Here is a 26473-nt window from a genome sequence, read left to right as displayed (position 1 = left end):
TCACCGAAACTGAGCGTAATTTTGTGTATCAGCCGGGAAAGCTGCGTTCAAAATCGGGTTCAAAATCAACAACAGTGTGTAACAATCCGTAATCGCCGCCGCACCGCTTACCGCAAGCGGATTGCCCTGCGCGGCCCGAAAGTCCATGTTTTGCGCCATGGAGATCGGGATCGGCACTTTTGCCGGCAAGGCGTCGCGCCTTGCCCATTCGCCACGCGATGCGTCCGCGACGCGCCGCGACGGACTGGCACCGGGAAGCGTTGCGGCCCCGCCTGCGACGCGGCCCCCGGCCAATGCGGTGCCCACTCGCCCCGGCAACGCCCGGCCCGCGCAACCCGCGATTCCCTATCTCAAATGGCGTTTTGTGCGCCTGGTGCGCCGTGTCCCCGTGCTGAAGCGGCTTGTGGCGCAAACGGACATGCGCCTGCCCGGCGTCGCCTATGCCGCCGATCCGAAGATCGACCGGATCGTGTTCATCTGCGGCCTTCACAGGTCGGGCACGACATTGCTGGAAGACTATATCCACGCGCACTACCACGTTTCCCACCTTCGCGCGGATGTGCCCGAAAGCGAAGGGCAGCACCTGCAAGACGTCTATTCGGAAGACAGGCGCTTTGGCGGGCCGGGCCGTTTTGCCTTCAGCGCGGCGATGCGCCGCGAAGTGGCGAAGCTGGCGACATCGCGCACCCCGCGCGAAAGGATACTGCGCAGTTGGCAACGCTATGTCGTCGGCCGGTCGTCGACGCTGCTGGAAAAGAGCCCGCCCAACCTTACCAAGATCGCCTGGTTGCGCGCGACGTTTCCCGGCGCGCGCTTCATCGTGATGGTCCGCGATCCGCGCGCCGTTGCCGCCGCCACGCTGAAATGGACGCGATCCCCGGTCGAACATCTGGTCGAACACTGGCACACCGCCCATGCGCTGGCCCATGCAGAATTCGATCCGCGCGATACCTGCGTCGTGCGCTATGAGGATTTCTGCATCGATCCCGAAGCCGCGCTGGCGGCAACGCCGATAGGCGAATGGATGGAACCGCGCGACGAACCGCTGGCCAGCGCCGGGCGCTTCGCCACGCTGAAAAACAGCAACGATCGCTATATCGCGGGGCAGGAACAGCGCCGCTATGGCCGCGGGATTTGGGACAGGTTCGGCTATTCCATATAGGCGGCGTGATAGGCGGCGCGGACAAATTCCGCCCGATCGGTCCGATGCCGGTCAGCTTGCGGGATAGCGCAGCCGGCCCAGCAGACGCATCATGCTGAAGTTTTCGTCGCGCGGCTTCAGGAACTGCGCCTTGGCCTTTTCGAACTTCATCACGCCTTCGATCCGCCGGTCGAGGAAGGCATGGGCCTCCGCGTGGCCTTCGCTCTTGTCCTCGGCGAATACCGCCAGTGTCGCGGCATAGATCGATCCCAGGATGGTGCGCTTGGAATAGTGGTTGTAATCGGTCGCCGTATCGCCGGCGAGCCGCCACATCAGGTCGGCGCTGTGCCAGCCGTGCTTCAGCGCGGCGGGCACGTTCTGCGGCATGGCCATGATCGCCAGCGCGCGGCGCAGCGCCTCTTCCCTGCCTTCCAGCGCGTCCAGCCGGAAGCGCACCAGGTCGCGAATACGCTCCCTTATCTTGCGCTTCGCCAGTTCCTCGGCGGGCAGCGCCGCCGCCATTTCGGCATCGATCGATTCGATCCACGCGCCGATCATCGCCATCGCGCCGCCTTCAAAGGCAAGCCGCGCAACCGCCGGGTCCACGTCTTCCAGTTCTGCGGCCGAATCCAGCGCCGCCCCGGTCCAGCCGTCGAACACCGCCGCATCGGCAATCGCCGGGGCCAGCGCAATGCGGATTTCGTCAAGGGTGGCGTCTGGCGCGACGGACATCGTTTTCACCTGCGGCGGAATCTCAACGGGCGCAATTCGAATCTGTCAGAACGAAGGGCCGTAGGTCTTCTTGCTTTCCACCGATCCCTTCTTGATCCGGTCGATCACGTCGTAAACCGGATTTCCCGGCCCGTCGAGTTGCACGTAATCGCGTGCGGAGCGGCCCGAATTGTCCGGCCTGTCGGGATTGGCGCCCGCCGCGATCAGCGTGCGCGCCATCGCCACGTCGCGCCGGTGAACCGCGTTGATCAGCGGGGTCGTGCCGGTATCGTCGGTATCGTCCACCTTGGCGCCGTGCTTGATCAGTTCGTCCACGCCTTCGTTCCAGCCCAGATTCACCGCTTCCATCAGCGGGCTGATGCCTTTCACGTCGCGCAGGTTCACATCGGCACCGTGCTGGATCAGGAACCGGAGCCACAGCAGGTCGCGCCGTTCGACGACGATGTGCAGCGCGGTCTTGCCCGTGGTGGAATTGCGGGTGTTGACGATCTGCGTGCCCGGTTCGTTCAGGAAGTTGGTGACCTTTTCGCCGTCGCGCTTTTTCACCGCCTCAAGGAAATCGTGACTGTCTGAGAACTGCGCGTGTGCGGGGATCGAGGCCGTGGCCATGCCCGCCAGGCTCGCTATCAGCATCGCGCCGCGCACCTTGCGCGAAACCCTGCCCCGGATGCCCTTGCTCACGTAATTCCTCCTGCTTCGGCGATGACCTGTTTCGACTGTGCCCTTGCAAGCCGGGGGTTAGCAGAGCATGAACCGCCGCGCCATGCCCCCAACCACGCCCCGCACCATTTCGCGATATGTCCGTTACGCGCTGCAAGCCACGGCAATCGCTGCGCTTTCGCTGGCGCTGCCGGCCTGTTCGCCCGGCGCTTCAGACGCCAACGCGCCGCTTGCCGGTGCGCGAATCGGCGGCCCGTTCACGCTGGTGAACAAGGACGGCAAGACCGTCCACTACAGCGATTTCAACGGCAAGTACCGAATCCTCTATTTCGGCTATACCTTCTGTCCCGACGTTTGCCCGGTGGACCTGCAGAACCTGATGCAGGGCTATCGCCTGTTCGCGAAAGACCATCCGGCGGTTGCGAAGGAGGTGGTCCCGATCTTCGTCTCGATCGATCCCGCGCGCGACACGCCACAGGTGATGGGCGAATACACCGCCAATTTCGGGCCGCAGCTTGTCGGCCTTACCGGCACCGCGGATCAGGTCGCCAGGGCGGCGAAGGAATGGGCGGTCTATTACAAGAAGCGTCCCGGCACCTCGCCGCAGGATTACCTGATGGACCACAGCCGCGCGATGTACCTTATGGGCAAGGACGGCAAGCCGATCGCGCTGTTGCCGGGCGACAAGAACGGCAAGAACGTGGCCGCCGAGATGGAAAAGTGGATTCATTGACCGCCCGTGCTGACCGCCCCTTCTGGGAGCGGCCGGTGGAAACGCTGAGCCGCGAGGAATGGGAAGCGCTGTGCGACGGTTGCGGCCAGTGCTGCCTGCACAAGCTGGAAGATGCCGATACCGGCGAGATCCACGATACCAACGTCGCCTGCCGTCTGCTCGACACCGGGACGGCGCGTTGTTCCGACTATCGCCACCGCCGCGCGCTGGTGCCCGATTGCCTGCGCCTGACGCCGAAACTTGCCGGAACGCTGCCCTGGCTGCCGAAGACCTGCGCCTATCGCCTGCGCGCGCGCGACCTGCCGCTGCCCGAATGGCACTATCTTGTCTGCGGCGATCGCGACGCGGTGCGCCGCGCGGGGATCTCCGTGATCGGCCGGGTGGTGAGCGAGGTTGTGGCCGGGCCGCTGGAGGATCACGTCGTCGGATCGCGGGACGGCGATGATTGACTGGCTGCGCCGGGCGGGCATCCGCGGCGCGCCGGACGAGCCAGAGCGCGAACCCCTGCTGATCCCGGTTGGCGACCGCGCATTGCCGCTGGCGGTGCGGCGCCTTGCCAACGCCCGCCGCATGACGCTGCGCCTGTCACCCGATGGAAGCGAGATCCGCGTTTCGATCCCGCGGTGGGCGCGCATTGCCGATGCCGAGGACTTCGCGCGCAGCCGGGCGGACTGGATCGCGCGCGCGCTGTCCGCGCTGCCCGAACCCGTTGTGCCGCGCCCCGGCGGAACGGTGCCCTATCGCGGAGAGCCGCTGGCGATCGACTGGCATGAAGCGCACCCGCGCCGCCCTGCCCTCCACGGGCACGCGATCCGCGTCGGCGGGCCGGCGGACGCGATTGCCGCGCGGCTTGCGCGCTGGCTTGAGGGTGAGGCGCTTCGGCTTCTGACCGCCGATCTTGCCGAATATTGCGCCCGCGCCGGGCAGGATGCGCCGCGCCTTGCGCTGTCGCGCGCGCAGCGCCGCTGGGGCAGTTGCGCGTCCGACGGCACGATCCGCATCAACTGGCGGCTGGTCATGGCGCCCGACCATGTGCGCCGGTCCGTCGTGGCGCACGAAGTGGCGCACCTTGCCCATTTCGACCACAGCCCGGCTTTCCATGCCGCGCTGGACCGGCTGTTTGAGGGGGATATCGACGCGGCCAATCGCTGGCTGAAGCGCGAAGGCCGCGGGCTTTACCAACCGTTCGGCTGACACCGCGATTCCGGTCGCATTCGTAACCGGTTTGGATTAGTGGCCGGACATGGAACCGCACCGCGAATCGCCCCTGTCCAACCCGGTCGCCACCCCTGCCATGGCCTCGGCCCGCGCGGATATGCGCCACCTTCACCGCATTGCCGAACCCGATGCGGTGCCGCCGCTGGTTTCCGCGCTTTCGTCGGCGCCCGGCGACGAGCAGCGCATCCTTGCACGCGGCCACGCGCTGGTGGCCGAATTGCGCAAGGCGCAGGACGGCGGCTGGGTCAACCGCTTCATGGCCGAATACCGGATGGACAGCGACGAAGGGCTTGCGCTGCTCAGCCTTGCCGAAGCGTTCCTGCGCGTGCCCGATCCCGACACCGCCGACCTGCTGATCGCCGACAAGATCGGAGAGGCGGACTGGCGCGCGCATTCGGGCCGTTCAACCTCAGCACTGGTCAATTCGGCCACGTGGGGGCTGGTGCTGGGCCGCGCGGTGATCGGCGTGGAGCCGCAATCGAGCGCGCTGCGCCGCCTGGTCGCGCGCAGCGGAGAGCCTTTCGTGCGGCAGGCGGTGGGCGCGGCGATGCGCCTGATGGGCGAAGTCTTCGTCATGGGCCGGACAATCGACGAAGCGATGGCGCGCATGCGCAAGGGGGAGCACAAGGGCTTTACCGCCAGCTTCGACATGCTGGGCGAAGCGGCGCGCACCCACGCCGATGCGCGGCGCTATTTCGAAAGCTATGCCAATGCGATCGACGCGGTGGGCAAGGCAGCGACAGACGGGCACTCGATCTCGGTCAAGCTCTCCGCGCTCCATCCCCGCTATGAAGCGAGCCACGCGGCAACCTGCATCCCCGAACTGACGGCGATGATGCGCGAACTGTGCGCGAAGGCGGCGGCGCACGACATTGCGCTTACCATCGACGCGGAAGAGAGCGAACGGCTCGACCTCAGCCTGGACATAATCGCGCCACTGGCCGCCGATCCCGCGCTGAAAGGGTGGGACGGGCTGGGCATGGCGGTGCAGGCCTATTCCAAGCGCGCGCGCGCCGTGATCCGCTGGGCCGATGCGCTGGGCGAGGCGACCGGGCGGCAGATGAAGCTGCGGCTGGTCAAGGGCGCCTATTGGGACAGCGAGATCAAGTGGGCGCAGGAACAGGGGCTGGACAACTATCCCCTGTTCACCCGAAAGGCGCATACCGATGTCTGCTACCTTGCCTGCGCGCGCGAGATGCTGGCCGCGCGCCATATCGAACCGGCCTTTGCCAGCCACAATGCGCGCACGGTGGCAACGATCATCGAATGGGCGCGGGACATGGCCGTGGCGCCCGGCGATTTCGAGTTCCAGCGCCTGCACGGCATGGGCGAAGGGCTTTACGAAAAGCTGGTGCGCAAGGACGGCTATCGCTGTCGCGTCTATGCCCCGGTGGGCGGGCACCGCGACCTGCTGGCCTACCTTGTGCGGCGGCTGCTGGAAAACGGGGCGAACACCAGTTTCGTCCACCAGCTGGCCGAAGCCGACATCAACGAGGCGGACCTGCTGGCCGATCCCGTGGCCAGAACGGCAGCGGGCAAGGGCACGCGCCACCCGTCGATCCCGCTGCCGATCGACCTGTTCGAGCCGCTGCGCGGCAATTCGCGCGGGATAGACCTTAACGACCGGCGCGTGCTGGCAGAGGTTGCCGCGAAACTGGCGAAAGCCCCCGCCCTTCCCACGCTTGCGCAGCCAGACGTTGCTTCGATGGTCGCGGCCGCCCGCGCCGCCGCGCCGAAGTGGGCGGCGGCGCCGGTGGAAGAACGCGCGGCGATCCTGCACCGCCTGGCAGACCTGCTGGAAGAACGGCGCGACGAGGCTTTCGCCCTGCTGGTGCACGAAGCGAAAAAGACCATTCCCGATGCGCTGGGCGAAGTGCGCGAGGCGGCGGATTTCTGCCGCTATTACGCGCGCGAGGCGGTGCTTCTGATGGAACCGCGCGAAATGCCGGGGCCGACGGGCGAAACGAACGTGCTGCGCATGGCGCCGCGCGGGGTGTGGGCCACCATCGCGCCGTGGAACTTCCCGCTGGCGATTTTCCTTGGACAAACCGCCGCGGCCATTGCCACCGGCAACGCGGCGATCGCCAAGCCCGCGCCGCAGACCCCGCGGATCGGCCGCTGGGCCATCGCGCTGGCGCACGAGGCGGGCGTTCCGCAAGACGTGCTGCACGTCGCCACCGGCGGCGCGGAGGTGGGCGCGGCATTGACGGGCGACGCGCGGATAGACGGCGTTGCCTTCACCGGCTCCGTCCCGACGGCAAAGCGCATCGCCCGCGCGCTGCTGGAAGACCCTGACGAAAACACCGTGCGCCCGATTCCGCCGCTGATCGCGGAAACCGGCGGCATCAACGCGATGCTGGTCGATTCCACCGCGCTGCCCGAACAGGTGGTGCGCGATATCGTGATCAGCGCGTTCCGCTCTGCCGGCCAGCGCTGCTCTGCCCTGCGCCTGCTGCTGCTTCAGGAAGAGATCGCCGAGCGCACGCTGGAAATGCTGCACGGCGCGATGGACGCGCTGGTTATCGGCGATCCGGCTGACCCGTCCACCGATGTCGGTCCGGTGATCGACAAGGCCGCCTACGACAAGCTGATGGCCTATCGCGCCAGCGTGGCGGACCGGGTGACGAAGACGGTGGACGTGCCCGCCGACGGCCTTTTCGTGCCGCCCACGGTGATCCGGCTCGATTCGGTCGAAGACCTTGATGCCGAATGGTTCGGCCCGCTGCTCCACGTCGCCACGTGGAAGACCGGGCGGCTGGAAGAAACCGTCGCGCGCGTCAACGCCAAGGGATTCGGGCTGACGATGGGTCTGCACAGCCGCATCGCGCGGGTTGCCGATATCGTCGAGGCGCGGGCCAGCGTGGGCAACCTTTACGTGAACCGCTCCATGATCGGGGCAATCGTCGCCAGCCAGCCGTTCGGGGGCGAAGGTCTTTCGGGCACGGGGCCGAAAGCGGGCGGCCCGCATTACCTGCCACGCTTCTGCGTAGAGCGGGTGACCAGCACCGACACGACCAGCGCGGGCGGCAATGCCTCTCTGCTCAGCCTGGACGAAGAGCTTTAGGGCACTGGCAATCGCCCGTGCGGAAGCCTATCTAGGGACACGATGAAAGGTTTCTTCAAGAACGTCTCCCCTGTCAGGGCGATCCGGGATCTGCGCCAGCAGTTCATCCGCCCGCAGGAATACCGCTGGCGCTTCATCGCGCTTTCGGCGGCGATGACGGGTTCGATCTTCCTGGTGTTCGTGGGCCAGAACTACAGCGCGATGCCCAAGCCGCTGAAGGTGATCTATTTCCCCAGCTTCCTGCCCGGCCGCAGCGATGCCCAGATCGAAAAGGGCAACGTCGCGGCGATGAAGGCGCGCGCGGCAGCGGATGCGGAGAAGGCCGCCGACGCGAAGGTCGTTCGCGATCGTTACAAGGCGATGGGCGATTTCTTCGGCATGGACACCGAAAAATTCATCAAGGAAGGCGATCGCGAACGCGCCGCGAAAAGGGCCGCGCAGGAAAAACGCGACGAAGCGATCCTCAAGCAGACGCTCAAGAGTGACGGCACCGCCCCCGCAACGGGAAACTGATCGCCCCGCCGATAGCCGGGCAGATGGCGACTGGATGGACGCCGCCGCCGCGCTTGCCGCGCGCGGGCGGCCGCTGGCCCGCCCAAACCCCGCCGTAGGCGCGATAGTGGTCAACGCCGGCCGGGTTGTCGGCAGGGGATGGACCCGCGCGGGCGGGCGCCCCCATGCCGAAGCCGAAGCGCTGGAACAGGCAGGCGACGCTGCCGCCGGCGCAACCGTATATGTAACGCTGGAACCGTGCGCCCACACCAGCACGCGCGGGCCTTCGTGCACGTCGCTGCTGCTGGCCGCGAAACCCGCGCGGGTGGCTATCGGCGTGACAGACCCCGATCCGCGCACGGCCGGAAGCGGCATCGCCGCCTTGCGCGCGGCGGGGATCGAGGCCGAGATCGTGCCCACCGCCGCCGCGACCGCCTCGCTTTCCGGATACCTGCTGCGCATGCATCAGCGGCGCCCGCACACAACGCTGAAGCTTGCCACCTCGCTGGACGGGAAGATCGCGCTGCCCGACGGGTCGAGCCGATGGATCACCGGCCCGGAAGCGCGGGCGCACGGCCATCTCGAACGCTCTCGCGTCGATGCGATCCTGGTGGGCGGCGAAACGCTGCGCGCCGATTCGCCGCGCCTCGATGTGCGCCTTCCCGGCCTCCACGCGCGCAGCCCGCAACGCTTCGTGCTGACGCGGGGCAAGGCGCCCGACGGCTGGCAGCGCGTTGCCGAGGCGGCCGCACCGGACGCCTTCGGCACCGCGCAACACCTGATGATCGAAGGTGGCGCGGGCGCTGCCGCCGCCTTCCTTGCCGCCGACAGGGTCGACCGCCTGCTGCTCTATCGCGCGCCTGTCGTGATCGGCGATGGCCGCCCCTGCGTGGGCGACATCGGCCTTGGCTCGCTTGGCGAAGCACACGGACGCTGGCGCCTGGCCGACCGGCGCCTGCTTGGCAGCGACACGCTCGACGTATACGAGCGGACGCGCTGACAGGAGAGCCAAACCCCATGTTCACCGGTATCGTTACCGCCATCGGCACCATCCGCGAGGTTTCGACCCCGGCGGACCTGCGCGCCGTGATCGCCTGCCCCTATGATCCCGAAGGCATCGCGATCGGCGCGTCGATTGCCTGTTCCGGCGTTTGCCTGACGGTGATCGACCGCGGCGGCACGGCGGGCGACGCATGGTTCGCGGTCGACGTTTCGGGCGAGACGCAGGCGCGCACGCCGCAGGGAATGTGGTCCGGGGGGCGCAAGCTGAACCTGGAACAGGCGCTGAAAGTCGGCGACGAGCTGGGCGGCCACATCGTTACCGGTCATGTAGATGCCGTGGGCCGGATCGTGGGCGTGAAGGAAATCGGCGGATCGCACCGGTTCACGGTGCTGGCGCCGGCCGAGCTTGCCCCCTATGTCGCGGCCAAGGGATCGATCACGGTCGACGGCGTATCGCTGACCGTCAACGACGTGCGCGACCGCGAGGATGGATCGGCCGAGTTCGACCTCAACGTGATTCCCCACACCGCCGAAGTCACCACGCTGGGCGGGTTGACGGAAGGCGACGCGGTGAACCTGGAGATAGACGTTCTCGCCCGTTACCTGAAGCGCATGCAGGGACTGATGGCCTCTTGATAGAGATCGGCAGCATTACCCTGTGGCTGGCGGCGCAGTTCTTCGCGGCCGCCTATTGCCTGCTGCGCGCGGTATTCGATTTCCGCAAGCGTCGCCCGGTGTGGGGCGTGCTCGGCGTGGCCGCGGCGCTGGCGATCCTGCTTTCGCCTATCCCCACGCGGACCGCCGGCACGAACCACCCCGCCCCGGCCACGTCGAAATAGCGGACAATCGGCAATAGCGGACAATCGCCTGACACGGGCTTGGCCAAGGCGCGATGAGTCATGCTCATCGCGCCTTGGTATTATACCAACCTGCACTGATCCCAACCCATGAGGACGGTTCCTAGCGGCTTCCGGCAAGGAGCGCCCGAAGGGATGATGTGGTTCATCATACCAAGGGCGCGACGCTGTTCGGGGGCCGCCAGAAATCGCCCGAAGGGTTGCCCTTCCCCGCCCGCTGGACTTCGTCGCAGCCTTGCGACGATGAACCACATCGCAGCTGCGGCCACTCCTCGCCAGCGAACGGGGAAGGGCAATCCTCATGGGTTGGGATCAGTGCAGGTTGGTATTATCCCGCAACGTCCGCCAGCGCGGCGATGAACTTGTCGATGTTTCCCGTCGTCAGGCCCGCCACGTTGATGCGGCCTGATCCGGCCATGTAGATGCCGTGCTTTTCGCGCAGGGCAAGGATCTGCTCCTTGCCAAGCGGGATCATCGCGAACATGCCGTTCTGGTGGCCATAAGGCACAAGGTCGATCGTCCCCGCCTTGCCCGCCGCGGCCAGCCGCTGGCGCACCTGGCGAATGCGTTCTCGCATCGTGTCCAGTTCATCCAGCCATTCGGCGGTCAGCGCCTTGTCTTCCAGCACCATGCGCACCGCCGCGCCGCCGTGATCGGGCGGCATCGACCAGTTCGCACGCGCCAGCGACGCGCCGTTCGACATCGCGACGGCAAGATCCTCTTCGCTCTTCGCCATCACGTAGAACGCGCCCACGCGGTCACGATAGAGGCCGAAGTTCTTGTCGCAGCTATAGGCGATCAGTGCCTCGGGCACGGAAACCAGCACGCGGCGCACCCCGTATGCGTCCTCGTCCATGCCGTGGCCCAGCCCCTGATAGGCAAGGTCGATGATCGGCAGGATGCCCTTGGCCGCCAGCAGCGCGGCAACTTCGTCCCACTGTTCGTGCGTGTAATCGACGCCGGTGGGGTTGTGGCAGCAGCCGTGCAGCATGATCGCGTCGGTCGGCTCCGCCTGATCCAGCGCGGCCTTCAGCGCATCGAGATCGGCGGTGCCATCCGCCGCGACGTGGCCGAACGGCATGAGTTCAAGCCCGACGTTGGAAATGATCTGGGCGTGGTTGGGCCAGCTTGGCGTGCCCAGCCACACGCGCTTCACCCCCGCGCGCTTCGCGATATCGGCGGCAAGGCGCACGCCCCCGGTTCCGCCCGGCGTCTGCATGCCCTCGACCCGGTCAAGGTCCACGTCCTTGCCGAAGATATAGGGCATCAGCGCCTTGACGTATTCCATGTCGCCTTCGGGGCCGAGGTAGGCCTTCGATTCCTGCGTTTCGACCAGCTTGCGCTCTGCCGCCTTGATCGCGCCGAAAACCGGCGTTTCGCCCTGTCCGGTGCGGTAAACGCCAACGCCAAGGTCGATCTTGTCGGCGCGCGGGTCGGCATTGTGCAGCTTGATCAGGGCAAGCAGCGCGTCGGCGGGTTGGGCTTCAAGGTTTTCAAGCATGGCGCGTATCCGGCTTTCGGCTGGGGAAACGCGCGCTCCATGCCGCCGGAGGCGCGCTTGGGCAACCCCGCCGGGGCAATATTTTGTCATGCCTCCGCCTGTGTGGCGGTGTGAGCGATCAGCGCGACCCGATCGGCTCAGGCGAGCGGAAGCGGCCCGTTGCTCAGAACGGCAGCCACTTCTGCTTGTGTGAAAACTTCATGTAACCGGCATTCACGCCAAGGCGCAGGCCAACGCCCATGCGGATGGGAATCAACACCACGTCGCCCTGGCGCAGGTAGCTCGCGTTGAAGCCGCCCACCAGATAGGCCTGCCCTTCGCCCGCCGGGAACCGCTTGTAGAGGTCTTCCGTGTCGTAGAGGTTGTAGACCAGAACGAAGGTGCTGCCCGCCTCTGCCCCGGCATCGAAGCCGATCGACGGCCCGGTCCAGTAAACCGGGCGCTGGCCCTCGATCTTGTGATAGAGCGTGCCTGAACCATAACGCAGGCCGAAGATGAAGGCGCCGCCCGCTTCGCGTCCGACGATATAGCCGTTGGGTTCGCCCTGCTTCTTCAGGATGTCCTCGATCATCGTGGCAAGGCCCTTTGCGCCCTTGCCGAAAACGCCTTCGGCCGCGCCGATCAGGTCGTCCTCGTGCCAGGTCGCGCCGCCATCGCCTTCGGCAGCCTTGGCCGCTTGCTGCGCGGGCGCGTCTGCGGATGCGACGCTAGCCGGAGCGCCCGCATCGACCGAAGGCGCGGCAGTCGCATCGGCAGTCTGGGCCGGTAGCGCGGGCGTGGTGCCCGCTTCGCTGCCAACCGGCGTGGCATAGTCCGCCCCGGCGGTCGCGGGCGGTGTCTGCGTCGCCGGCAACTGCGCGTCGGCCGGTTGGGCCGCCGGTTGCTGGGACGCCGGTTGCTGGGAGGGCGACTGCAGATCGCCGTCGATCGCGGTGTTCGGATCGATCGTCTGCACTTGCGCAAGGGCCGGTGCGGCGGCGCCCATTGCGATACCTGCGATCAGCACGGTGGCCTTGCGAAAAATACTCATGATAAACGTGTCCCTCGTCTCCCGGATGGTGGCGGCGAAGATCCCGCGCCGCGCGCCGCATCCGTCCGGTTGCAGCAGAATCCAACCGTGTCGCCACCACAATGAATGGGCGATGAGCCGAGTCGAAATTGCGATCAGCCGCCCCGAATTTGCGAAATCCGCCCCGAATCCAGAGGTTTTTCAGCCCCGCGCGACAATTTCGACAATCGCCGCGCCATCGGATCAGCCACCCTCTTGTCCCCGCCACACAGCGCCGCTATAGCGCGCGCTCCCGGCCAAGGGCTCGGAGACGTGGGTGAGTGGCTGAAACCAGTTCCCTGCTAAGGAACCGTACTCTATCAGGGTACCGAGGGTTCGAATCCCTCCGTCTCCGCCACCTTCAAAAGCGACGGTGCACGCGCATCATGAATGCGCCGGGCCGCGAAGGTGCCGATAGACCTCCGGTCAGGCGCGTCACACTCGGGCGCGTTCCAGTATCCAGTCGGCGGTGACTGCTGGTTGCATCAGCGGAAACATGTGCCCGCCTTCTATCGTCTTCAGGTCCGCGCCCTTGATCGCAGCGGCGGTTGTCTGGCCGTGGTCTTGCCAGGGGAGCAGGCGATCGCCGGTGGCGAACATGATGCCCACGGGCATGTTCAGCTCGCCATAGCGCGCCGCGATCCCTTCCATCTCGTCCCGCGCGGCTTCCACGTCCGCGCAGGCGGCGACGAAGGCTTCGGGCCGCAGCGTAAGCGCCGCACCTGCCCGCGTCTCGAAATCGGCGGGAACGGGTTCGGGCGCGAATATCTCTGCGGTGGAGGCATCGGCCTGGAGCTTGCCGAGCGGCGCGGCCAGCGTCCATGCCAGCGCGGTGCGGGCAAGCGGGGAGGTCAGTTCCAGCGCCCTGAACACGTCGGGCACGGTATCCATCGGCTGGGTCAGCGGCGCGAGCAAGGCAAGCCCGCCGACATCGCCGGGATGATCGAGCGCCATGGCCAGTGCAATCGCGCCGCCCAGCGAGTGGCCGACCACCAGCGGACGCCCCAGATCGAGCTTGCGGATCAGCCCGGCAATCGTTGCCGCCTGCGCGGCGAGGCCGTGATCGCCATCCCCGGTGAACGTGGAATAGCCCGATCCCGGCCGGTCGACGATGATCAGCCGGTGATGCGGCGCAAGCCGGTCTGCCAGCGCATAGGTGAAGTTGCGCAACTGACCGCCCAGCCCGTGGACCATGACGATCGGCGCGCCTTCGCCCATGTCCACGTAGTGCAGCCGCGCGCCCTCCACATCGGCAAACCGGCCATCGGGCGGCACCATCTGTTCCGCGCGCGAACGGTTCCACGCGGTAAAGGCGGCAAGCCCCGCAGATGCCGCCACTGCCGCGCCGATACCGCCCAGCGCCGTCTTGAAGATATTCGCCATTACGCCGGCCTTTCCAATTGCCTGGACACCCCGCTTGCGGGATGCGTTACCGATCCACCCAACCGCCGACCGGCGGGATCGATCCCGTCAGGTCGCCTGGGCCTCTGCATCAAGCATGGCGCGCAGTTCGGCCTTTGCAACCTTTTCCAGCGTCGAGCGGGGCAGGCTTTCGACCAGGCGGACAAGCTGCGGCAGCTTGAACGAGGCAAGGTTTGCCGCGCAGGCTTCCACGATCCGTTGCTCCAGCCCGTCCGCGTGCCCGGACTGGGGGATCACGAAAGCCGCGGGCACCTCGTCAAGCATGGCGTGGCGCATGGCGACCACCGCCACTTCGACTACTCCCGGCACCGTCATCACGACGCGTTCGATTTCAGAGGCCGCGACGTTTTCGCCGCCCACTTTCAGCATGTCCTTCGACCGGTCGGCGAAATAGAACCAGCCATCTTCCCCCAGCATCACGCGGTCGCCGGTGATGAACAACCCGTCCGCCGTGAAGGCCGCCGCGCTCGCTTCGGGATTGTTCGCGTATTCGAGGAACAGCGAAACCCCGCGCACGCCGCGCACCAGCAGGTTGCCCACTTCGCCGGGGCCGACAGGATTGCCGTCATCGTCGCGCACGTGGATCTCGTATCCCGGTGCGGGCCTGCCCATCGACATCGGCGCATTGTCGTGATGGGCGATGCCGACGGTGCCATGCGTGATCGTTTCGGTCATGCCCCACCAGCCGATCGTCGGGATGCCGAAATGCGCATCGGTCGGGGGCGAGCAGATCGCGTTGCCCCAAAGGCGGTATGAATGATTTTCGGGCACGGGCCGGTCCATCAGCGCCTTGACGCAGAACGGCACCACCGATGTCCAGGTGGCCCCGTGCTTCAGCGAAACCGGCCAGAACCGCGATGCCGAGAAACGCGGCATGAGAACCGCCGTGCCCCCGGCCCACAGCGATGCCAGCACCGAATAGGACTGCGCATTGGTGTGGAACAGCGGCAGGTGGACAAGGTGGACGTCATCTGCGCGAAGGTCTTCGTTCGTCGCGCAGGAGCGCGCGCCCCACAGCGCGTTGGCGTGAGTCCACAACACCGCCTTGGGCCGTGCGGTCGTGCCCGAGGTGTACTGGATGCCGAACGGCGCCCAGGGATCGTGCGGCCGCTCCGCCAGCGTGGCCGGGTCGCCGTCTATCGCCGCGAACGGTTCAAAGGCGGAAACGTCGCATTGCGGCGGCGCGCCGTTGTCCGTTTCCGTCACCGCGATCCAGCCGAGGTGCGGCGCGGCATCCTTCACCAGCGATGCGAAGCGCGGCTGGGTGATCGCGCCGACCGCGCCCGAATGCTGCGCGAAATAGGCAAGCTCGTCCTTCACCGCGCGGGCGTTCGTCGTCACCGGCACGACGCCGGCATAGGCGCAGCCCAGCCACGCGATCACCGATTCCGCGCAATTGTCGAGGTGGACGATCACCCGGTCCGCCGGTTTCGCCCCGCGCGCTTGCAGCCCGGCGGCGAAGCGGCGCACGGTTCGGGCGAACTGCGCGTAAGTCCAGCTCTGCCCCTCTCCCTCGAACGGCTCCCACACCAGGAAGGGATGATCGGCGCGGCGGCGCGCCTGCATGTCGATCAATGACCGGATGTCCATCCCTTCGAACGGAGTGATCGGGCGTTCGTGGTTCATTTCGGGCATCCCTTCCTATCGCATCCTCTTGCTTCGCGGCGGCCTTTTCCGGCCTTTCGCGGTCGATTGCCTTGCTTCCCACGGCCAAGTCCAGCGTAAATCCATTTCGGACGGTGCGCGCTTGCCGGGGCGCGGCGGTGCCGATAGCGTGGCCGCATGGTAACGATGCTGTCCGGCCTGCGCGCCGTCACGCTTGCAGGCGCATTCCTGCTTCCCGCCGCCGCTGCGCACGCCGCCCCCGGTTCCGCCACATCCGCCGACCGGGCGCGCTGGCAGGCCGAGGCGGCGCGCGTCACGATCACGCGCGACGACTGGGGCATCGCCCATGTCCACGGCAAGAGCGATGCGGACGCGGTATTCGGGGCGATCTACGCGCAGGCGGAAGACGATTTCGGCCGGATCGAGGCGAACTATCTCACCGCGCTCGGCCGCAAGGCAGAAGCCGACGGCGAAAGCGCGATCTGGCAAGACCTGCGCCAGCGGCTCTATGTCGATCCGGCCACGCTGAAGGCGCAATACCGGCAAAGCCCCGCCTGGCTGCGCAAGCTGATGGACGCCTGGGCGGACGGGCTGAACTATTACCTTGCAACCCACCCCGACGTGCACCCCAGGGTACTGACCCGCTTCGAGCCGTGGATGGCGCTGTCCTTCACCGAAGGCAGCATCGGCGGCGATATAGAGCGGATTTCGCTGACGCAGCTGCAAGGCTTCTACGAACACCGCCAGATTCCGCCGACCGCGCTGGAAACCGGCGCGCTGCGCAAGGAACCGGGCGGATCGAACGGCATCGCCATAGCGCCCGCGAACACGGCGGACGGCCATGCCCTGCTGCTGATCAACCCGCACACCAGCTTCTATTTCCGGTCCGAACTGCAGATGACAAGCGACGCGGGGCTCAACGCCTATGGCGCGTCCACGTGGGGGCAGTTCTTCATCTATCAGGGGTTCAACCCGAAGATCGGCTGGATGCACACATCCTCCGGCGTCGACAATGTCGACCAGTTCGCGGAAACGATCGTGCGCAAGGGCGGCAAGCTGTTCTACCGCTATGGAGACAGGCTGCGGCCCGTTTCCAGCAGCGACGTGGAGATCGCCTTTCGCAAGGCAGACGGCACGATGGGCCACCGGCGCTTCACCACCTATCGCACGCATCACGGCCCGATCGTGGCCGAAACGGGCGGCAAGTGGATTGCCGAAGCGCTGATGTGGAAACCGATCCCCGCGCTGGAGCAGAGCTGGCTGCGCACCACCGCAACGGACCTTGCCAGCTACCTCAAGATCGCGGACCGCAAGGCCAATTCGTCCAACGACACGATCTTTGCCGACGCGAAGGGAGAGATCGCCTATCTCCACCCGCAGTTCGTGCCGGTGCGCGATGACCGTTTCGACTATCGCGAGCCGGTCGACGGGGCGAATCCGGCAACCGACTGGAAGGGATTGCACGCCCTTTCCACCCTGCCCTCGGTCGAGAATCCGGGAATCGGCTGGGTCCACAACACCAACGACTGGCCGTGGGATGCGGCCGGCCCGGACAGCCCGAAAGCGAAGGATTATCCGCGCTACATGGACCAGGCTGGTCCCAACTTCCGCGGCGTCCATGCCGACGAGGTGTTGAAAGGCAGGCACGATTTCACCGCCGCGAAGCTGATCGGCGCGGCGTTCGACAGCCACCTGCCCGCCTTTGCCGTTCTGGTGCCCAAGCTGCTGGCCGATTTCGATGCCATGCCCGAAAGCGACGCGCGCAAGGCGCGGCTGGCCGAGCCCGCCCGCCTGCTGCGCCGCTGGGACGAACGCTGGGGCTATGGTTCGCAGGCCACCACGCTGGCGGTGTTCTGGGGCGATACGCTGGGCGATCAATTGGGGGACAAGGCACAGGCCGCGCATATGCGGCTGGCGATGTACCTTGCCGCGCACACGACGCCCGAACAGCGCATCGACGCGCTCGACAAGGCGGTTGCGCAACTGGAACGCGATTTCGGCACATGGCGCGTCGCGTGGGGAGACGTGAACCGGTTCCAGCGGCTGGATGACAGCATCGTGCCGCATTTCGACGATGCGAAACCCAGCATTCCGGTGCCGTTCACCTCCGCCGTCTGGGGCTCGCTCGCCTCATTCGGCCCGAAGCTCTATCCGGACACGAAGAAGTATTACGGCAACAGCGGCAACAGCTTTGTCGCGGTGGTGGAGTTCGGGCCTAAGGTCCGCGCATGGGCGGTAACGGCGGGCGGCGAAAGCGGCGATCCCGCCTCTCCCCATTTCCGCGACGAGGCGCAGCTTTATGCCGACGGCAATCTGCGCCCGGTCTATTTCTGGCCCGAAGACCTGAAGGGCCACGTCGAGCGGCGCTATAGCCCCGGCCAATAACGCCCCGGCGATCCCAAGCGCATTGCGGAACGCACAGGGAACGTCCATATCGTGCGCCATGGCTGAACTCGTCATCCGCCGCGGGCTGGAAGAGCCCGATACGTCCGAAGCGTTCGTCCCGCACAAGCCGCAGCGCCCCGAAAAATCGGACGGCGGCAAGGCCTTTCGCATCGAATCCGACTATGAGCCGGCGGGCGACCAGCCACAGGCGATCGCGGAACTGGTCGAATCGGTGCGCGAGGACGAGAAGACGCAGGTGCTGCTGGGCGTCACCGGCTCTGGCAAGACCTTCACGATGGCCAAGGTGATCGAGCAATTGCAGCGCCCGGCGCTGATTCTTGCGCCCAACAAGATCCTGGCCGCCCAGCTTTACGGCGAGTTCAAGAGCTTCTTCCCCGACAACGCGGTGGAATATTTCGTTTCCTATTACGATTATTACCAGCCCGAAGCCTATGTGCCGCGCAGCGATACCTATATCGAAAAGGAATCGAGCGTGAACGAGGCGATCGACCGGATGCGCCATTCCGCCACGCGCGCCCTGCTGGAACGCGACGACGTGATTATCGTCGCGTCGGTTTCGTGCCTTTACGGCATCGGCTCGGTCGAGACTTACTCGGCCATGATCTTCGATCTGAAGAAGGGCGACACGGTCGACCAGCGAGAGATCATCCGAAAGCTCGTCGCCCTGCAATACAAGCGCAACGATGCCGCCTTTTCACGCGGCACGTTTCGCGTGCGGGGCGACAACCTGGAAATCTTCCCCTCGCACTATGAGGACATGGCCTGGCGCGTATCGTTCTTCGGCGACGACATCGAGGAGATCGCCGAATTCGATCCGCTGACTGGCAAGAAAGGCGCAAGCCTAGACAAAGTGCGCATCTACGCCAATTCGCACTATGTCACCCCCGGCCCGACGATGAAACAGGCGGCCGAAGCGATAAAGTTCGAACTGGCCGAACGGCTGAAGGAACTGAACGCCGAAGGCCGGTTGCTGGAAGCGCAAAGGCTGGAACAGCGCACCAATTTCGATCTTGAGATGATCGCGGCGACGGGCAGTTGCGCGGGGATCGAGAACTATTCACGCTTCCTTACCGGCCGCCTGCCGGGCGAACCGCCGCCCACGCTGTTCGAATACCTGCCCGACAACGCGCTGCTGTTCGTGGACGAAAGCCATCAGACCGTGCCGCAAATCGGCGCGATGGCGCGCGGCGACCACCGGCGCAAGCTGACGCTGGCCGAATACGGCTTTCGCCTGCCAAGCTGCATCGACAACCGGCCCTTGCGCTTTAACGAATGGGACGCGATGCGCCCGCAGACGGTTGCCGTTTCCGCCACGCCCGGCGGGTGGGAAATGGAGCAGTCGGGCGGCGTATTTGCCGAACAGGTGATCCGCCCCACCGGGTTGATCGACCCGCCGGTAGAGGTCCGCCCGGTCGAAGACCAGGTGCAGGACTGCATTGCCGAGTGCAAGACGACCGCGGAAAAGGGCTATCGCACACTCGTCACCACGCTGACCAAGCGCATGGCGGAAGACCTGACCGAGTTCATGCACGAAGCGGGCGTGCGCGTGCGCTACATGCACTCCGACGTGGAGACGCTGGAACGCATCGAGTTGATCCGCGACCTGCGCATGGGCGTTTACGACGTGCTGGTGGGTATCAACCTGCTGCGCGAAGGGCTGGACATTCCCGAATGCGGGCTGGTCTGCATTCTGGATGCCGACAAGGAAGGTTTCCTGCGCAGCGAGACGTCACTGATCCAGACCATCGGCCGCGCCGCGCGCAACGTGGACGGGCGCGTGATCCTCTATGCCGACCGGATCACCGGCAGCATGGAACGCGCGATGGCCGAAACCGAACGCCGCCGCGAAAAGCAGCGCGCGTTCAACGAAAAGCACGGCATCACCCCCGCGACCATCAAGCGCCGCATCGCCGATATCGTGGCCGATACCGCGAGCAAGGACGGCGTGACGGTCGAGCTTGAGGATGATGATCGCAACAACCTCGTCGGCCACAACCTGCGCAGCTATATTGAGGATCTGGAAAAACGCATGCGCGCCGCGGCGGCGGACCTCGAATTCGAGGAAGCAGGCCGCCTGCGCGACGAGATCCGGCGGCTGGAAGCGGGCGAACTCGGTCTGGCCGAAGGCGACAAAAAAGCCCCGCTGGTGGGCCGCAGCAACGAAGGCAAACCCGGCACGCGCAAGACGCGCTATGGCAAGACACAGCGGAAGTGGGGGCGATGACCGCGTTCGACTAGAATTAGAGATTTGAAGCCTTCTAAAACCGCCAATCGATTTCACTACAAAGATCACTATTTCACAAAATTGCCCTGATACGGCGAGAGACAAATGGGTGGAAACGGCCCGGCTTCATGTTGGCTTGCCCGTTTGCAGCGATATATGTTCTTGGAATGATTCACTCTTTCGCCAACCGCGAAACAGAACGCATCTGGAACGGCAAGCGCAGCCGAAAGCTGCCAGACGATATCCAGCAACGCGCCTTGGCGAAGCTGTCCTTGCTCAATCGCGTCAAGGCCGTCGGCGAACTCACCAATCCACCCGGCAACCGGCTTCACGCCCTGTCCGGGGATCGCGCAGGTCAGCACTCCATTTCAATTACGATGCAATGGCGTATATGTTTCGTCTGGAAGGATGGAGCGCATGACGTCGAAATCGTCGACTACCACTGATTCCGAATGGCTCGACAACCCGCACGCGGGCGATCTGCTGGTTTCGGAATTCATGGAGCCGCTTGGGCTGGACTGCACCGCACTGGCGAATGCCATCGCGGTCGAACCGGCGCGCCTTCAGGCGATGATCGACGGAACCGCACCAGTCGACGGCGAACTCGACTTGCGGCTTGGCCGGTATTTCCGAATGTCGGAAGGCTTCTTCCTCGGCCTGCAGGACGATCATGAATTGCGCGCCGCCAAGCGCGCGCTGAACGGCGACCTTGACCGCATTGTGCCGCGCGCAGCCTGAGACACAGCGGAAGTGGGGAAAGTAGGTTCAATCGCAACCACTCCCCCTTGCGCCCTTCCATCCGGGCGTTAGGGTGCGCGGCCGATGGCGTGCCGGGCGCCAGCCGAAGGGGCGAATTTCATGCGATTTCTCAAATTGGCCTGCATCGCGCTCGCGATGGGCGCGACCAGCACTGTTTCCCATGCCGCCGACAAGGCGGGAAGCGACAAGGCAGCCGATGCCAAGGACGCTTCTCCCACCGATTTTTCCAAGAACTTCAAGCCGTTTCCCGCCGCCAAGTCGATCAGGCAATCGGCGGTAATCGGCGGGCACAGCGTCAACTATCTCGCCACTGTCGGCTCTATCCCGGTAAAGGACGACAAGGGGCAGACGATCGGCGAAGTCGTCTATACCGCCTACACCGTGCCGGGCGCACCGGCGAACCGGCCGGTTACGTTCGCGTTCAACGGCGGCCCCGGTGCATCGTCCGTCTATCTCAACCTCGGCGCAATCGGCCCGAAGCGCGTGGCCTTTGGCGACAAGGGCGACGCGCCGTCCGATCCGGCCGTTCTGCACGACAATGCCAATTCGTGGCTCGACTTCACGGACCTTGTGTTCATCGATCCCATCGGGACCGGCTTTTCGCGCAGCCGCGAGGATGCGGAGAAATCGAAGAAGGACTTCTTCACCGCCGATTCCGACATCCATTACCTCAGCCGCGTGGTCTATGACTGGCTGCTGCGCAACGACCGGCTGACCAGCCGCAAGTACCTGGTGGGCGAAAGCTATGGCGGATATCGCGTGCCGCGGCTGGCCTATTACCTGCAAACGCAGATGGGCGTGGGCGTTTCGGGCATCACGATGGTTTCCCCCTATCTGGACCCGCCCGCGATCGGCGAGGACGATGCGCTGTCTCCGCTGCGCTGGATGATCAACCTTCCGGCGATGGCGGCAGGCCATTTCGAGCGTGAAGGCAAGCCATTGAACGATGCGACGATGAAGCCGGTGGAGGATTACGCCCGCACCCGGTTCGTCGAGGATTTCCTGGCCGGCCCGCAAGACAAGGCCGCGACCGATCGGCTGTCCGCGAAAGTCGCCGATCTTACCGGGCTCGATCCGGCACTGGTCCGTCAGCTGAACGGACGCGTCGATATCGAGACGTACCTGCGCCAGATCCGCCGCAGCCAGGGGCTGATCGGTTCGGTCTACGATTCCAACGTAACCGCGTTCGATCCCTTTCCGGGCAGCGCGTGGCCCAAGTACAACGACCCGATGCTGACGTCGATCATCGCGCCGACGACATCCGCGATGGTCGATTTCATCACCCGACAGGTCGGCTGGGACGTGGATGCGCGCTATAACGCGCTGTCCTACAAGGTGAACCAGGACTGGAAGCGCGACGATACCGACAAGCCGGTAACGGACCTGCGCAAGGCGATCGCCACCGATCCGAAGATGGTCGTGAATATCGTCCACGGCTGGAACGACCTTTCCTGCCCTTATTTCGGTTCGCGGCTGATCGTTGCGCAGATGCCCAGCTTCGGTGTGCAGAACCGCATCCACCTTCACGTCTATCCCGGCGGGCACATGTTCTATTCACGCCCGGACAGCGGCGCCGCGCTGCGCCATGACATCATGTCGAGCTACGAAACGGGCCGGTGATGCGCCGGTTTCGCCTGGCGCCGGCCATTGTTGCCGCTCTGGCGCTGGCCGCGTGCAATCGCGGCATGGCGCCGGGCGCGCAGGCCAGCAGCGATCCGCTGGACGCGGTGAACCTGCCGCTGCCTTCGCCCGCGCCGCTGGCATCGCCCAGCCATGCGCCGGACGAGAAGCCCGAATGGCGCGCGGCGGACGCCGGCGCGGCTGGGTTCGGCTATGCGGGTGAGCGGGCGCAGCTTTCTGTTGCCTGCCGCAAGGGCGCGCTTGTGATAACGCGCAACGTGGCGGCGCCGGTGGGGGCGAAGGCGCTTTTCGCGCTGATCGGCAACCGCAGGATCCTGCGTCTTCCGGTCGATGCCGTGCCCGATCCTTCGGGCAAGGGCGGCTATGTCTGGCGCGGGTCGATGCCGGCCGCCGATGATTTGAGCGACGTGTTCATGGGCCGCACGTTTACCGCCACGCTGCCGGGTGGCGGCGAGATCGACGTGACCGGTTCGCCCGTTATCCGCGATCTTGTGAACGCGTGCCGAAATCAGCCGGCAGCCGCATCGACCGCCGGCTGACGTCTTATTCCAAGGCGCCAGGATGCTGACGCATCACGCCTCGGAAATGTTCAAGCGCCACACGGGCTTAACCAAAGCGCGATGAGTCAGGCATATCGCGCTTTGGTTATTACAACTTGCCGAACTTCGCTTCGTAGGCGGCGGTATCGCCGCCGGCGAGCAGCTTTGCCTGATCTACCCAGGCATCGCGCGCCGGACGCCCGGCGAAAGAGCCGAGCTGCGCGTCGATTTTCGCCATGTCCTCGTCCGTCCAGGCGGCGATCTGCGCAAAACTTGTCACGCCCAGTTCGGCAAGCCGCGCCTTCAGCTTCGGCCCCACGCCCTTGATGCGCGAAAGGTCGTCGGCGCTCTCCGGTGCAGGGGGAGGCGCAGGGGCGGGCGCCGGGGCAGGTGCGGCTTCCGCCTGTTTGGCGGCGGCTTCCTTCGCGTCCTCGATCTCTTCCTCGGCGCCGTGCGCGGCCAGTTCGCCAATGCCGCCGAAGATGTCCGGCCCGCTCGCCGCGAAGGATGCCGTTGACGCGGCAGAGGGTGCATCGACCAGCGCCTTGTTGCTTTTCGCGCGCTCCGCCCCTTCGGACAGCACATCCTTCACATCGCGCTGCGGCGCGGCGGGCTTGCCCCGGCCCCACACCCACCAAGCGACGACGATGCCCAGCAGCAGCACGACGACGAGCGCGATCCAGTTCGCCTCGATCAGTTGGATCATGATTCGAATGTCCCCAGTTATGTGGCGAATGGCCTACTGCGCGCGGCGCCCCCAGATCAACCACCCGGCGGCCAGCCCGAACGCATAGGCGAACAGGCAAAGCAGGATTGTTTCAATCACCAGCGGCATGGCCCTGCTCCCTTCATCGTGTTTCCGTCATTGCGCGGCCGGCCGGTCGATCGGCGTCAGTTTGATCGGCGGGACTTCCAGCACCTCGAACTCGATCCGCCGGTTGGCCGGATCGTCGGGCGACGTGCTTTCAAGCGGGCGCGAGGAACCGAACCCCCTTGCCACGATCTGCCTGGGCGACAACCCAAGCCGCACCAGTTCGCTGCGCACGGCTTCGGCCCGCTGCTGCGACAGGCGCAGGTTCGCATCCTCGTTACCCACCGGATCGGTGTGCCCCGAAACCAGTATGCGCGACCCGCTGCACGGGCGCAGCGCTTCCGCCACTTCGCGCACCAGCGGAAGGCTGGCGGGGTCTATCGCCGCGCTGCCTTCCGCAAAGCGGATGGTCCGCACCGAAAGCAGCCCTTCGACATCCTTCTGGCAGTGATCGGGCGGGAAACGGGCCTGCAGCGCGCGATCTTCCTCCAGCCCCGGTGCGCGCACCCATGTGACCGCGCCCATGCCGTGAATCCGCGCCACCGCCTGCGCCAGTTCCATGCGCCGTTCCTCACCCAGCCGCTGGTCGGTCGAAAGGCGGGCATGGCGGGTATAGAGCCCGGCCAGCGAAGTGAAATCGGCCGTCACGTCGCGCCCGCCGTGCGCATCGAGCGCGGCGCGCGATTGCGCCTTCAGCCGCGCGATAAGCGACGGCCCTGTGGCAAAGTGGCTGGCGACGGCCACCACCAGCACGGCCACAAGGCCGATCGCGTGTTTCTTTCCCGGTGTCATGCAGCACGGTTCATTCCAGAACGCGGTGCGCTTGTGAAGGCCGCGTCCGCAGCGGGAATCACCGATGTGGAGCGCAACGGGCGCCGGAACAGCCGCGACCCAGTCACTCCGCCTTCAGCGAACCGGCAAGCCTTGCCAGGTGAATGAACTCCTGCCGGTAATAGTCATCCTGCCGTCCGGCCAGCCCGGCAATGTCCGCGAACGAATAGCGATAGAGCAACGGATCGGCGCGCAGTTTCTGACCATAGGCGGCCACCGCGGCGGCGAAGGCGAAATCGCCCGACGGCGTGCGCGCCGTGCGCATAAGCGCCGCCGCCACGGGCCGCTCTATCAGCCGAGAGCTATCGCCATCGGGCAACTTGTAGCGCAGCTTTACGTAAGCCATTTCGCGCGCCTTGCCCGATGCGGCCAGCGCATCATAGCGGTGCGGAGCGATCCAGCCCTCGCTACCCGCGGGAACGATCTCGTAGATCGCGGTAACCTGGTGGCCCGCGCCGATTTCTCCCGCATCGACAAGGTCGTTATCGAAATCCTCTTCGCGCAATGCGCGGTTTTCATACCCCAGCAGGCGGTATTGCGATACGGCCGCCGGGTTGAACTCCACCTGGATCTTCACATCCCTGGCGATGGTGAACAGCGTGGAGCTCATCTCTTCGGCCAGCACCTTGCGGGCTTCCAGCGCACTGTCGATATAGGAATAGTTGCCGTTCCCGTGGTCGGCGATCTGTTCCATCATGGCTTCGTTGTAATTGCCTGTGCCGAAGCCCAGCGTGGTAAGCGTAACGCCCTTGTCCCGCTCGTCTTCCACCATGCGGATCAGCGATTTGCGATCGGACACGCCGACGTTGAAATCGCCGTCCGTCGCCAGCAGGATGCGGTTTACCCCGCCCTTGACGAAGTTGTCTTCCGCGATGCGATAGGCAAGCTGCAAACCCGCCCCGCCCGCTGTCGATCCACCGGCATGCAGGCGGTTCAGCGCGGCGCGGATCTTTGCCGTGTCGTTGGTGGGTTCAAGCACCATGCCCGCGGCGCCCGCATAGACGACGATGGACACCCGGTCCTGCCGCCCCAGCTCATTCGCCAGCGCGGAAAGCGCGGTCTTCACCAGCGGCAGCTTGTCCGCCGATCCCATGGACCCCGAAACGTCCACCAGGAACACCAGGTTCGCGGGCGGACGCCCCTTTGCCGGCAGGTCGTATCCGCGAAGGCCGATGCGCAGCAGTTTGGTCCGCGCGTTCCATGGCGTTTTCGCCACGTCCGTTGTCACCGAAAACGGCGTTTCGCGCGTGTCGGGGCGTGGATAGTCATAGCGGAAGTAATTGATCATCTCTTCGGTGCGCACCGCATCGCGCGGGGGCATCTGCCCGCCCTCCAGGAATCGGCGGGCGTTGGCATAGGCCCCGGTATCGACGTCGATGGAAAACGTGGAAACCGGCTCCTGCGCCACAAGGTGGACCGGGCTTACGTCCTTGCCGTCATAACGTTCGCGGCCGGGATCGGCGGGGACGAGGACGGGCGGAACGAACGGCCGGGTGCGCACGTACTGGCCGGCTTGCGGGGCCGCCATCATCGCAGGCGCGGGTGGGGGCGGCGCCAGCGGGGCGGCCGGCCCGCGCGGCGACGGCGGCTGCGCCATCGACGCATCGCCTGCCGTCCCGGCTTCCTTGCGCTGGCCGGTCACGACCACACTGTCCGCGCTGTTGCTGGCAACCTGCCGCTGTTCCGCCGCGCAGGCGGATAGCATGGCCGTGATCAAGGCAATCGAAACCGGAAATGCCGGCCGCTTCGCGAAGTGCATGGGAACTCCCCTTCCCGTTCATCTTCAT

24 protein-coding genes and 1 tRNA gene are annotated in these 26473 nt (G+C 65.8%); 16 read left to right on the top strand and 9 right to left on the bottom strand.

Annotation, left to right across the window (positions count from 1 at the left end; genetic code table 11):
* The first annotated feature begins 157 nt into the window (after window positions 1-157).
* A complete protein-coding gene (locus RXV95_RS05175; RefSeq protein ID WP_338467951.1) occupies window positions 158-1162 on the top strand; it encodes a sulfotransferase in 1005 nt (334 codons plus the stop codon).
* Between the two features lie 51 nt (window positions 1163-1213).
* Here the strand turns inward: RXV95_RS05175 and RXV95_RS05170 are convergent, their stop codons facing one another.
* Both RXV95_RS05170 and RXV95_RS05165 read right to left on the bottom strand, forming a co-directional pair.
* Window positions 1214-1873 carry a COQ9 family protein gene (locus RXV95_RS05170; RefSeq protein ID WP_338467950.1) on the bottom strand — a complete coding sequence of 220 codons (660 nt, stop codon included), beginning with the start codon at window positions 1871-1873 and terminating at the stop codon, window positions 1214-1216.
* A 45-nt stretch (window positions 1874-1918) separates the two neighbouring features.
* Window positions 1919-2554 (bottom strand): ankyrin repeat domain-containing protein, encoded by a 636-nt coding sequence (locus RXV95_RS05165; RefSeq protein ID WP_338467949.1) that lies wholly within the window; start codon window positions 2552-2554, stop codon window positions 1919-1921.
* Between the two features lie 67 nt (window positions 2555-2621).
* Here RXV95_RS05165 and RXV95_RS05160 point away from each other — a divergent pair, with 67 nt between their 5' ends.
* The 8 genes from RXV95_RS05160 to RXV95_RS05125 all read left to right on the top strand — a co-directional run bounded on the left by RXV95_RS05160 (window position 2622) and on the right by RXV95_RS05125 (window position 9881).
* Window positions 2622-3266 (top strand): SCO family protein, encoded by a 645-nt coding sequence (locus tag RXV95_RS05160; RefSeq protein WP_338467948.1) that lies wholly within the window; start codon window positions 2622-2624, stop codon window positions 3264-3266.
* A complete protein-coding gene (locus RXV95_RS05155; RefSeq protein ID WP_338467947.1) occupies window positions 3263-3715 on the top strand; it encodes a YcgN family cysteine cluster protein in 453 nt (150 codons plus the stop codon). The genes RXV95_RS05160 and RXV95_RS05155 overlap by 4 nt, the downstream gene beginning before the upstream one ends.
* Window positions 3708-4460, top strand: coding sequence for a SprT family zinc-dependent metalloprotease (locus RXV95_RS05150; protein WP_338467946.1), 753 nt, complete (start codon window positions 3708-3710; stop codon window positions 4458-4460). Before RXV95_RS05155 ends, RXV95_RS05150 begins: the two co-directional genes overlap by 8 nt.
* A gap of 121 nt (window positions 4461-4581) precedes the next feature.
* A complete protein-coding gene (locus RXV95_RS05145; protein WP_338468502.1) occupies window positions 4582-7548 on the top strand; it encodes an L-glutamate gamma-semialdehyde dehydrogenase in 2967 nt (988 codons plus the stop codon).
* A 42-nt stretch (window positions 7549-7590) separates the two neighbouring features.
* A complete protein-coding gene (locus RXV95_RS05140) occupies window positions 7591-8061 on the top strand; it encodes a hypothetical protein (protein WP_338467945.1) in 471 nt (156 codons plus the stop codon).
* Between the two features lie 34 nt (window positions 8062-8095).
* Window positions 8096-9040, top strand: a complete 945-nt coding sequence (gene ribD / locus RXV95_RS05135) for a bifunctional diaminohydroxyphosphoribosylaminopyrimidine deaminase/5-amino-6-(5-phosphoribosylamino)uracil reductase RibD (protein WP_338468501.1) — start codon at window positions 8096-8098, stop codon at window positions 9038-9040.
* Between the two features lie 17 nt (window positions 9041-9057).
* Window positions 9058-9678, top strand: coding sequence for a riboflavin synthase (locus tag RXV95_RS05130; protein ID WP_338467944.1), 621 nt, complete (start codon window positions 9058-9060; stop codon window positions 9676-9678).
* The gene (locus tag RXV95_RS05125) at window positions 9675-9881 is read left to right on the top strand and encodes a hypothetical protein (protein ID WP_338467943.1); all 207 of its coding nucleotides are present in this window, start codon (window positions 9675-9677) and stop codon (window positions 9879-9881) included. Before RXV95_RS05130 ends, RXV95_RS05125 begins: the two co-directional genes overlap by 4 nt.
* Before the next feature lie 346 nt (window positions 9882-10227).
* Here RXV95_RS05125 and RXV95_RS05120 read toward each other — a convergent pair whose 3' ends face one another.
* Window positions 10228-11400 (bottom strand): amino acid aminotransferase, encoded by a 1173-nt coding sequence (locus RXV95_RS05120; RefSeq protein WP_338467942.1) that lies wholly within the window; start codon window positions 11398-11400, stop codon window positions 10228-10230.
* Window positions 11401-11563: 163 nt separating this feature from the next.
* Window positions 11564-12430, bottom strand: a complete 867-nt coding sequence (locus RXV95_RS05115; protein WP_338467941.1) for an EipA family protein — start codon at window positions 12428-12430, stop codon at window positions 11564-11566.
* Between the two features lie 285 nt (window positions 12431-12715).
* On the opposite strand from RXV95_RS05115, the gene RXV95_RS05110 reads away from it, so the two are divergent.
* Window positions 12716-12806, top strand: a tRNA-Ser gene (locus RXV95_RS05110).
* 77 nt (window positions 12807-12883) lie between these two features.
* Here the strand turns inward: RXV95_RS05110 and RXV95_RS05105 are convergent.
* Both RXV95_RS05105 and RXV95_RS05100 read right to left on the bottom strand, forming a co-directional pair.
* Window positions 12884-13831 carry an alpha/beta hydrolase gene (locus RXV95_RS05105; protein ID WP_338467940.1) on the bottom strand — a complete coding sequence of 316 codons (948 nt, stop codon included), beginning with the start codon at window positions 13829-13831 and terminating at the stop codon, window positions 12884-12886.
* 87 nt (window positions 13832-13918) lie between these two features.
* Window positions 13919-15496: an AMP-binding protein gene (locus RXV95_RS05100; RefSeq protein WP_338467939.1), complete on the bottom strand. Its 1578-nt coding sequence runs from the start codon at window positions 15494-15496 to the stop codon at window positions 13919-13921.
* Window positions 15497-15652: 156 nt separating this feature from the next.
* On the opposite strand from RXV95_RS05100, the gene RXV95_RS05095 reads away from it, so the two are divergent.
* From RXV95_RS05095 to RXV95_RS05070, 6 genes are all read left to right on the top strand, one after another.
* Window positions 15653-17860: a penicillin acylase family protein gene (locus RXV95_RS05095; RefSeq protein ID WP_338467938.1), complete on the top strand. Its 2208-nt coding sequence runs from the start codon at window positions 15653-15655 to the stop codon at window positions 17858-17860.
* A gap of 58 nt (window positions 17861-17918) precedes the next feature.
* Entirely contained in the window at window positions 17919-20105 is a 2187-nt protein-coding gene (gene uvrB, locus RXV95_RS05090) for an excinuclease ABC subunit UvrB (RefSeq protein WP_338467936.1), read from the top strand.
* Between the two features lie 167 nt (window positions 20106-20272).
* On the top strand, window positions 20273-20551 hold the full coding sequence (locus RXV95_RS05085) for a type II toxin-antitoxin system RelE/ParE family toxin (RefSeq protein WP_338467935.1): 279 nt from the start codon (window positions 20273-20275) through the stop codon (window positions 20549-20551).
* The gene (locus RXV95_RS05080) at window positions 20523-20843 is read left to right on the top strand and encodes a HigA family addiction module antitoxin (RefSeq protein WP_338467934.1); all 321 of its coding nucleotides are present in this window, start codon (window positions 20523-20525) and stop codon (window positions 20841-20843) included. The genes RXV95_RS05085 and RXV95_RS05080 overlap by 29 nt, the downstream gene beginning before the upstream one ends.
* A gap of 120 nt (window positions 20844-20963) precedes the next feature.
* Window positions 20964-22484 carry a peptidase S10 gene (locus RXV95_RS05075; RefSeq protein ID WP_338467933.1) on the top strand — a complete coding sequence of 507 codons (1521 nt, stop codon included), beginning with the start codon at window positions 20964-20966 and terminating at the stop codon, window positions 22482-22484.
* The gene (locus RXV95_RS05070; RefSeq protein WP_338467932.1) at window positions 22484-23044 is read left to right on the top strand and encodes a hypothetical protein; all 561 of its coding nucleotides are present in this window, start codon (window positions 22484-22486) and stop codon (window positions 23042-23044) included. Before RXV95_RS05075 ends, RXV95_RS05070 begins: the two co-directional genes overlap by 1 nt.
* Before the next feature lie 109 nt (window positions 23045-23153).
* Here RXV95_RS05070 and RXV95_RS05065 read toward each other — a convergent pair whose 3' ends face one another.
* The 3 genes from RXV95_RS05065 to RXV95_RS05055 all read right to left on the bottom strand — a co-directional run bounded on the left by RXV95_RS05065 (window position 23154) and on the right by RXV95_RS05055 (window position 26445).
* Window positions 23154-23750 carry a hypothetical protein gene (locus RXV95_RS05065; protein ID WP_338467931.1) on the bottom strand — a complete coding sequence of 199 codons (597 nt, stop codon included), beginning with the start codon at window positions 23748-23750 and terminating at the stop codon, window positions 23154-23156.
* 156 nt (window positions 23751-23906) lie between these two features.
* The gene (locus RXV95_RS05060) at window positions 23907-24647 is read right to left on the bottom strand and encodes an OmpA family protein (protein ID WP_338467929.1); all 741 of its coding nucleotides are present in this window, start codon (window positions 24645-24647) and stop codon (window positions 23907-23909) included.
* Between the two features lie 103 nt (window positions 24648-24750).
* Complete coding sequence (locus RXV95_RS05055; protein ID WP_338467927.1) at window positions 24751-26445, bottom strand: VWA domain-containing protein; 1695 nt, start codon at window positions 26443-26445, stop codon at window positions 24751-24753.
* Window positions 26446-26473: the final 28 nt, after the last annotated feature.

The organism is Novosphingobium sp. ZN18A2 (assembly GCF_036784765.1).
Classification (GTDB): domain Bacteria; phylum Pseudomonadota; class Alphaproteobacteria; order Sphingomonadales; family Sphingomonadaceae; genus Novosphingobium.
The sequence above is the reverse complement of the archived record's forward strand: the minus strand, read 5'-3'. Positions and strand labels throughout refer to the sequence as shown.

Bases quoted from the DNA above. Each gene is read 5' to 3' on its own strand.
- ribD (WP_338468501.1), top strand. From the start codon at position 8,096: ATGGACGCCGCCGCCGCGCTTGCCGCGCGCGGGCGGCCGCTGGCCCGC.
- RXV95_RS05120 (WP_338467942.1), bottom strand. From the start codon at position 11,400: ATGCTTGAAAACCTTGAAGCCCAACCCGCCGACGCGCTGCTTGCCCTG.
- RXV95_RS05145 (WP_338468502.1), top strand. From the start codon at position 4,582: ATGCGCCACCTTCACCGCATTGCCGAACCCGATGCGGTGCCGCCGCTG.
- RXV95_RS05175 (WP_338467951.1), top strand. From the start codon at position 158: ATGGAGATCGGGATCGGCACTTTTGCCGGCAAGGCGTCGCGCCTTGCC.
- RXV95_RS05170 (WP_338467950.1), bottom strand. From the start codon at position 1,873: ATGTCCGTCGCGCCAGACGCCACCCTTGACGAAATCCGCATTGCGCTG.
- RXV95_RS05115 (WP_338467941.1), bottom strand. From the start codon at position 12,430: ATGAGTATTTTTCGCAAGGCCACCGTGCTGATCGCAGGTATCGCAATG.
- RXV95_RS05100 (WP_338467939.1), bottom strand. From the start codon at position 15,496: ATGAACCACGAACGCCCGATCACTCCGTTCGAAGGGATGGACATCCGG.
- RXV95_RS05140 (WP_338467945.1), top strand. From the start codon at position 7,591: ATGAAAGGTTTCTTCAAGAACGTCTCCCCTGTCAGGGCGATCCGGGAT.
- uvrB (WP_338467936.1), top strand. From the start codon at position 17,919: ATGGCTGAACTCGTCATCCGCCGCGGGCTGGAAGAGCCCGATACGTCC.
- RXV95_RS05075 (WP_338467933.1), top strand. From the start codon at position 20,964: ATGCGATTTCTCAAATTGGCCTGCATCGCGCTCGCGATGGGCGCGACC.
- RXV95_RS05060 (WP_338467929.1), bottom strand. From the start codon at position 24,647: ATGACACCGGGAAAGAAACACGCGATCGGCCTTGTGGCCGTGCTGGTG.
- RXV95_RS05160 (WP_338467948.1), top strand. From the start codon at position 2,622: ATGAACCGCCGCGCCATGCCCCCAACCACGCCCCGCACCATTTCGCGA.
- RXV95_RS05095 (WP_338467938.1), top strand. From the start codon at position 15,653: ATGGTAACGATGCTGTCCGGCCTGCGCGCCGTCACGCTTGCAGGCGCA.
- RXV95_RS05065 (WP_338467931.1), bottom strand. From the start codon at position 23,750: ATGATCCAACTGATCGAGGCGAACTGGATCGCGCTCGTCGTCGTGCTG.
- RXV95_RS05130 (WP_338467944.1), top strand. From the start codon at position 9,058: ATGTTCACCGGTATCGTTACCGCCATCGGCACCATCCGCGAGGTTTCG.
- RXV95_RS05085 (WP_338467935.1), top strand. From the start codon at position 20,273: ATGATTCACTCTTTCGCCAACCGCGAAACAGAACGCATCTGGAACGGC.
- RXV95_RS05055 (WP_338467927.1), bottom strand. From the start codon at position 26,445: ATGCACTTCGCGAAGCGGCCGGCATTTCCGGTTTCGATTGCCTTGATC.
- RXV95_RS05070 (WP_338467932.1), top strand. From the start codon at position 22,484: ATGCGCCGGTTTCGCCTGGCGCCGGCCATTGTTGCCGCTCTGGCGCTG.
- RXV95_RS05150 (WP_338467946.1), top strand. From the start codon at position 3,708: ATGATTGACTGGCTGCGCCGGGCGGGCATCCGCGGCGCGCCGGACGAG.
- RXV95_RS05080 (WP_338467934.1), top strand. From the start codon at position 20,523: ATGACGTCGAAATCGTCGACTACCACTGATTCCGAATGGCTCGACAAC.
- RXV95_RS05105 (WP_338467940.1), bottom strand. From the start codon at position 13,831: ATGGCGAATATCTTCAAGACGGCGCTGGGCGGTATCGGCGCGGCAGTG.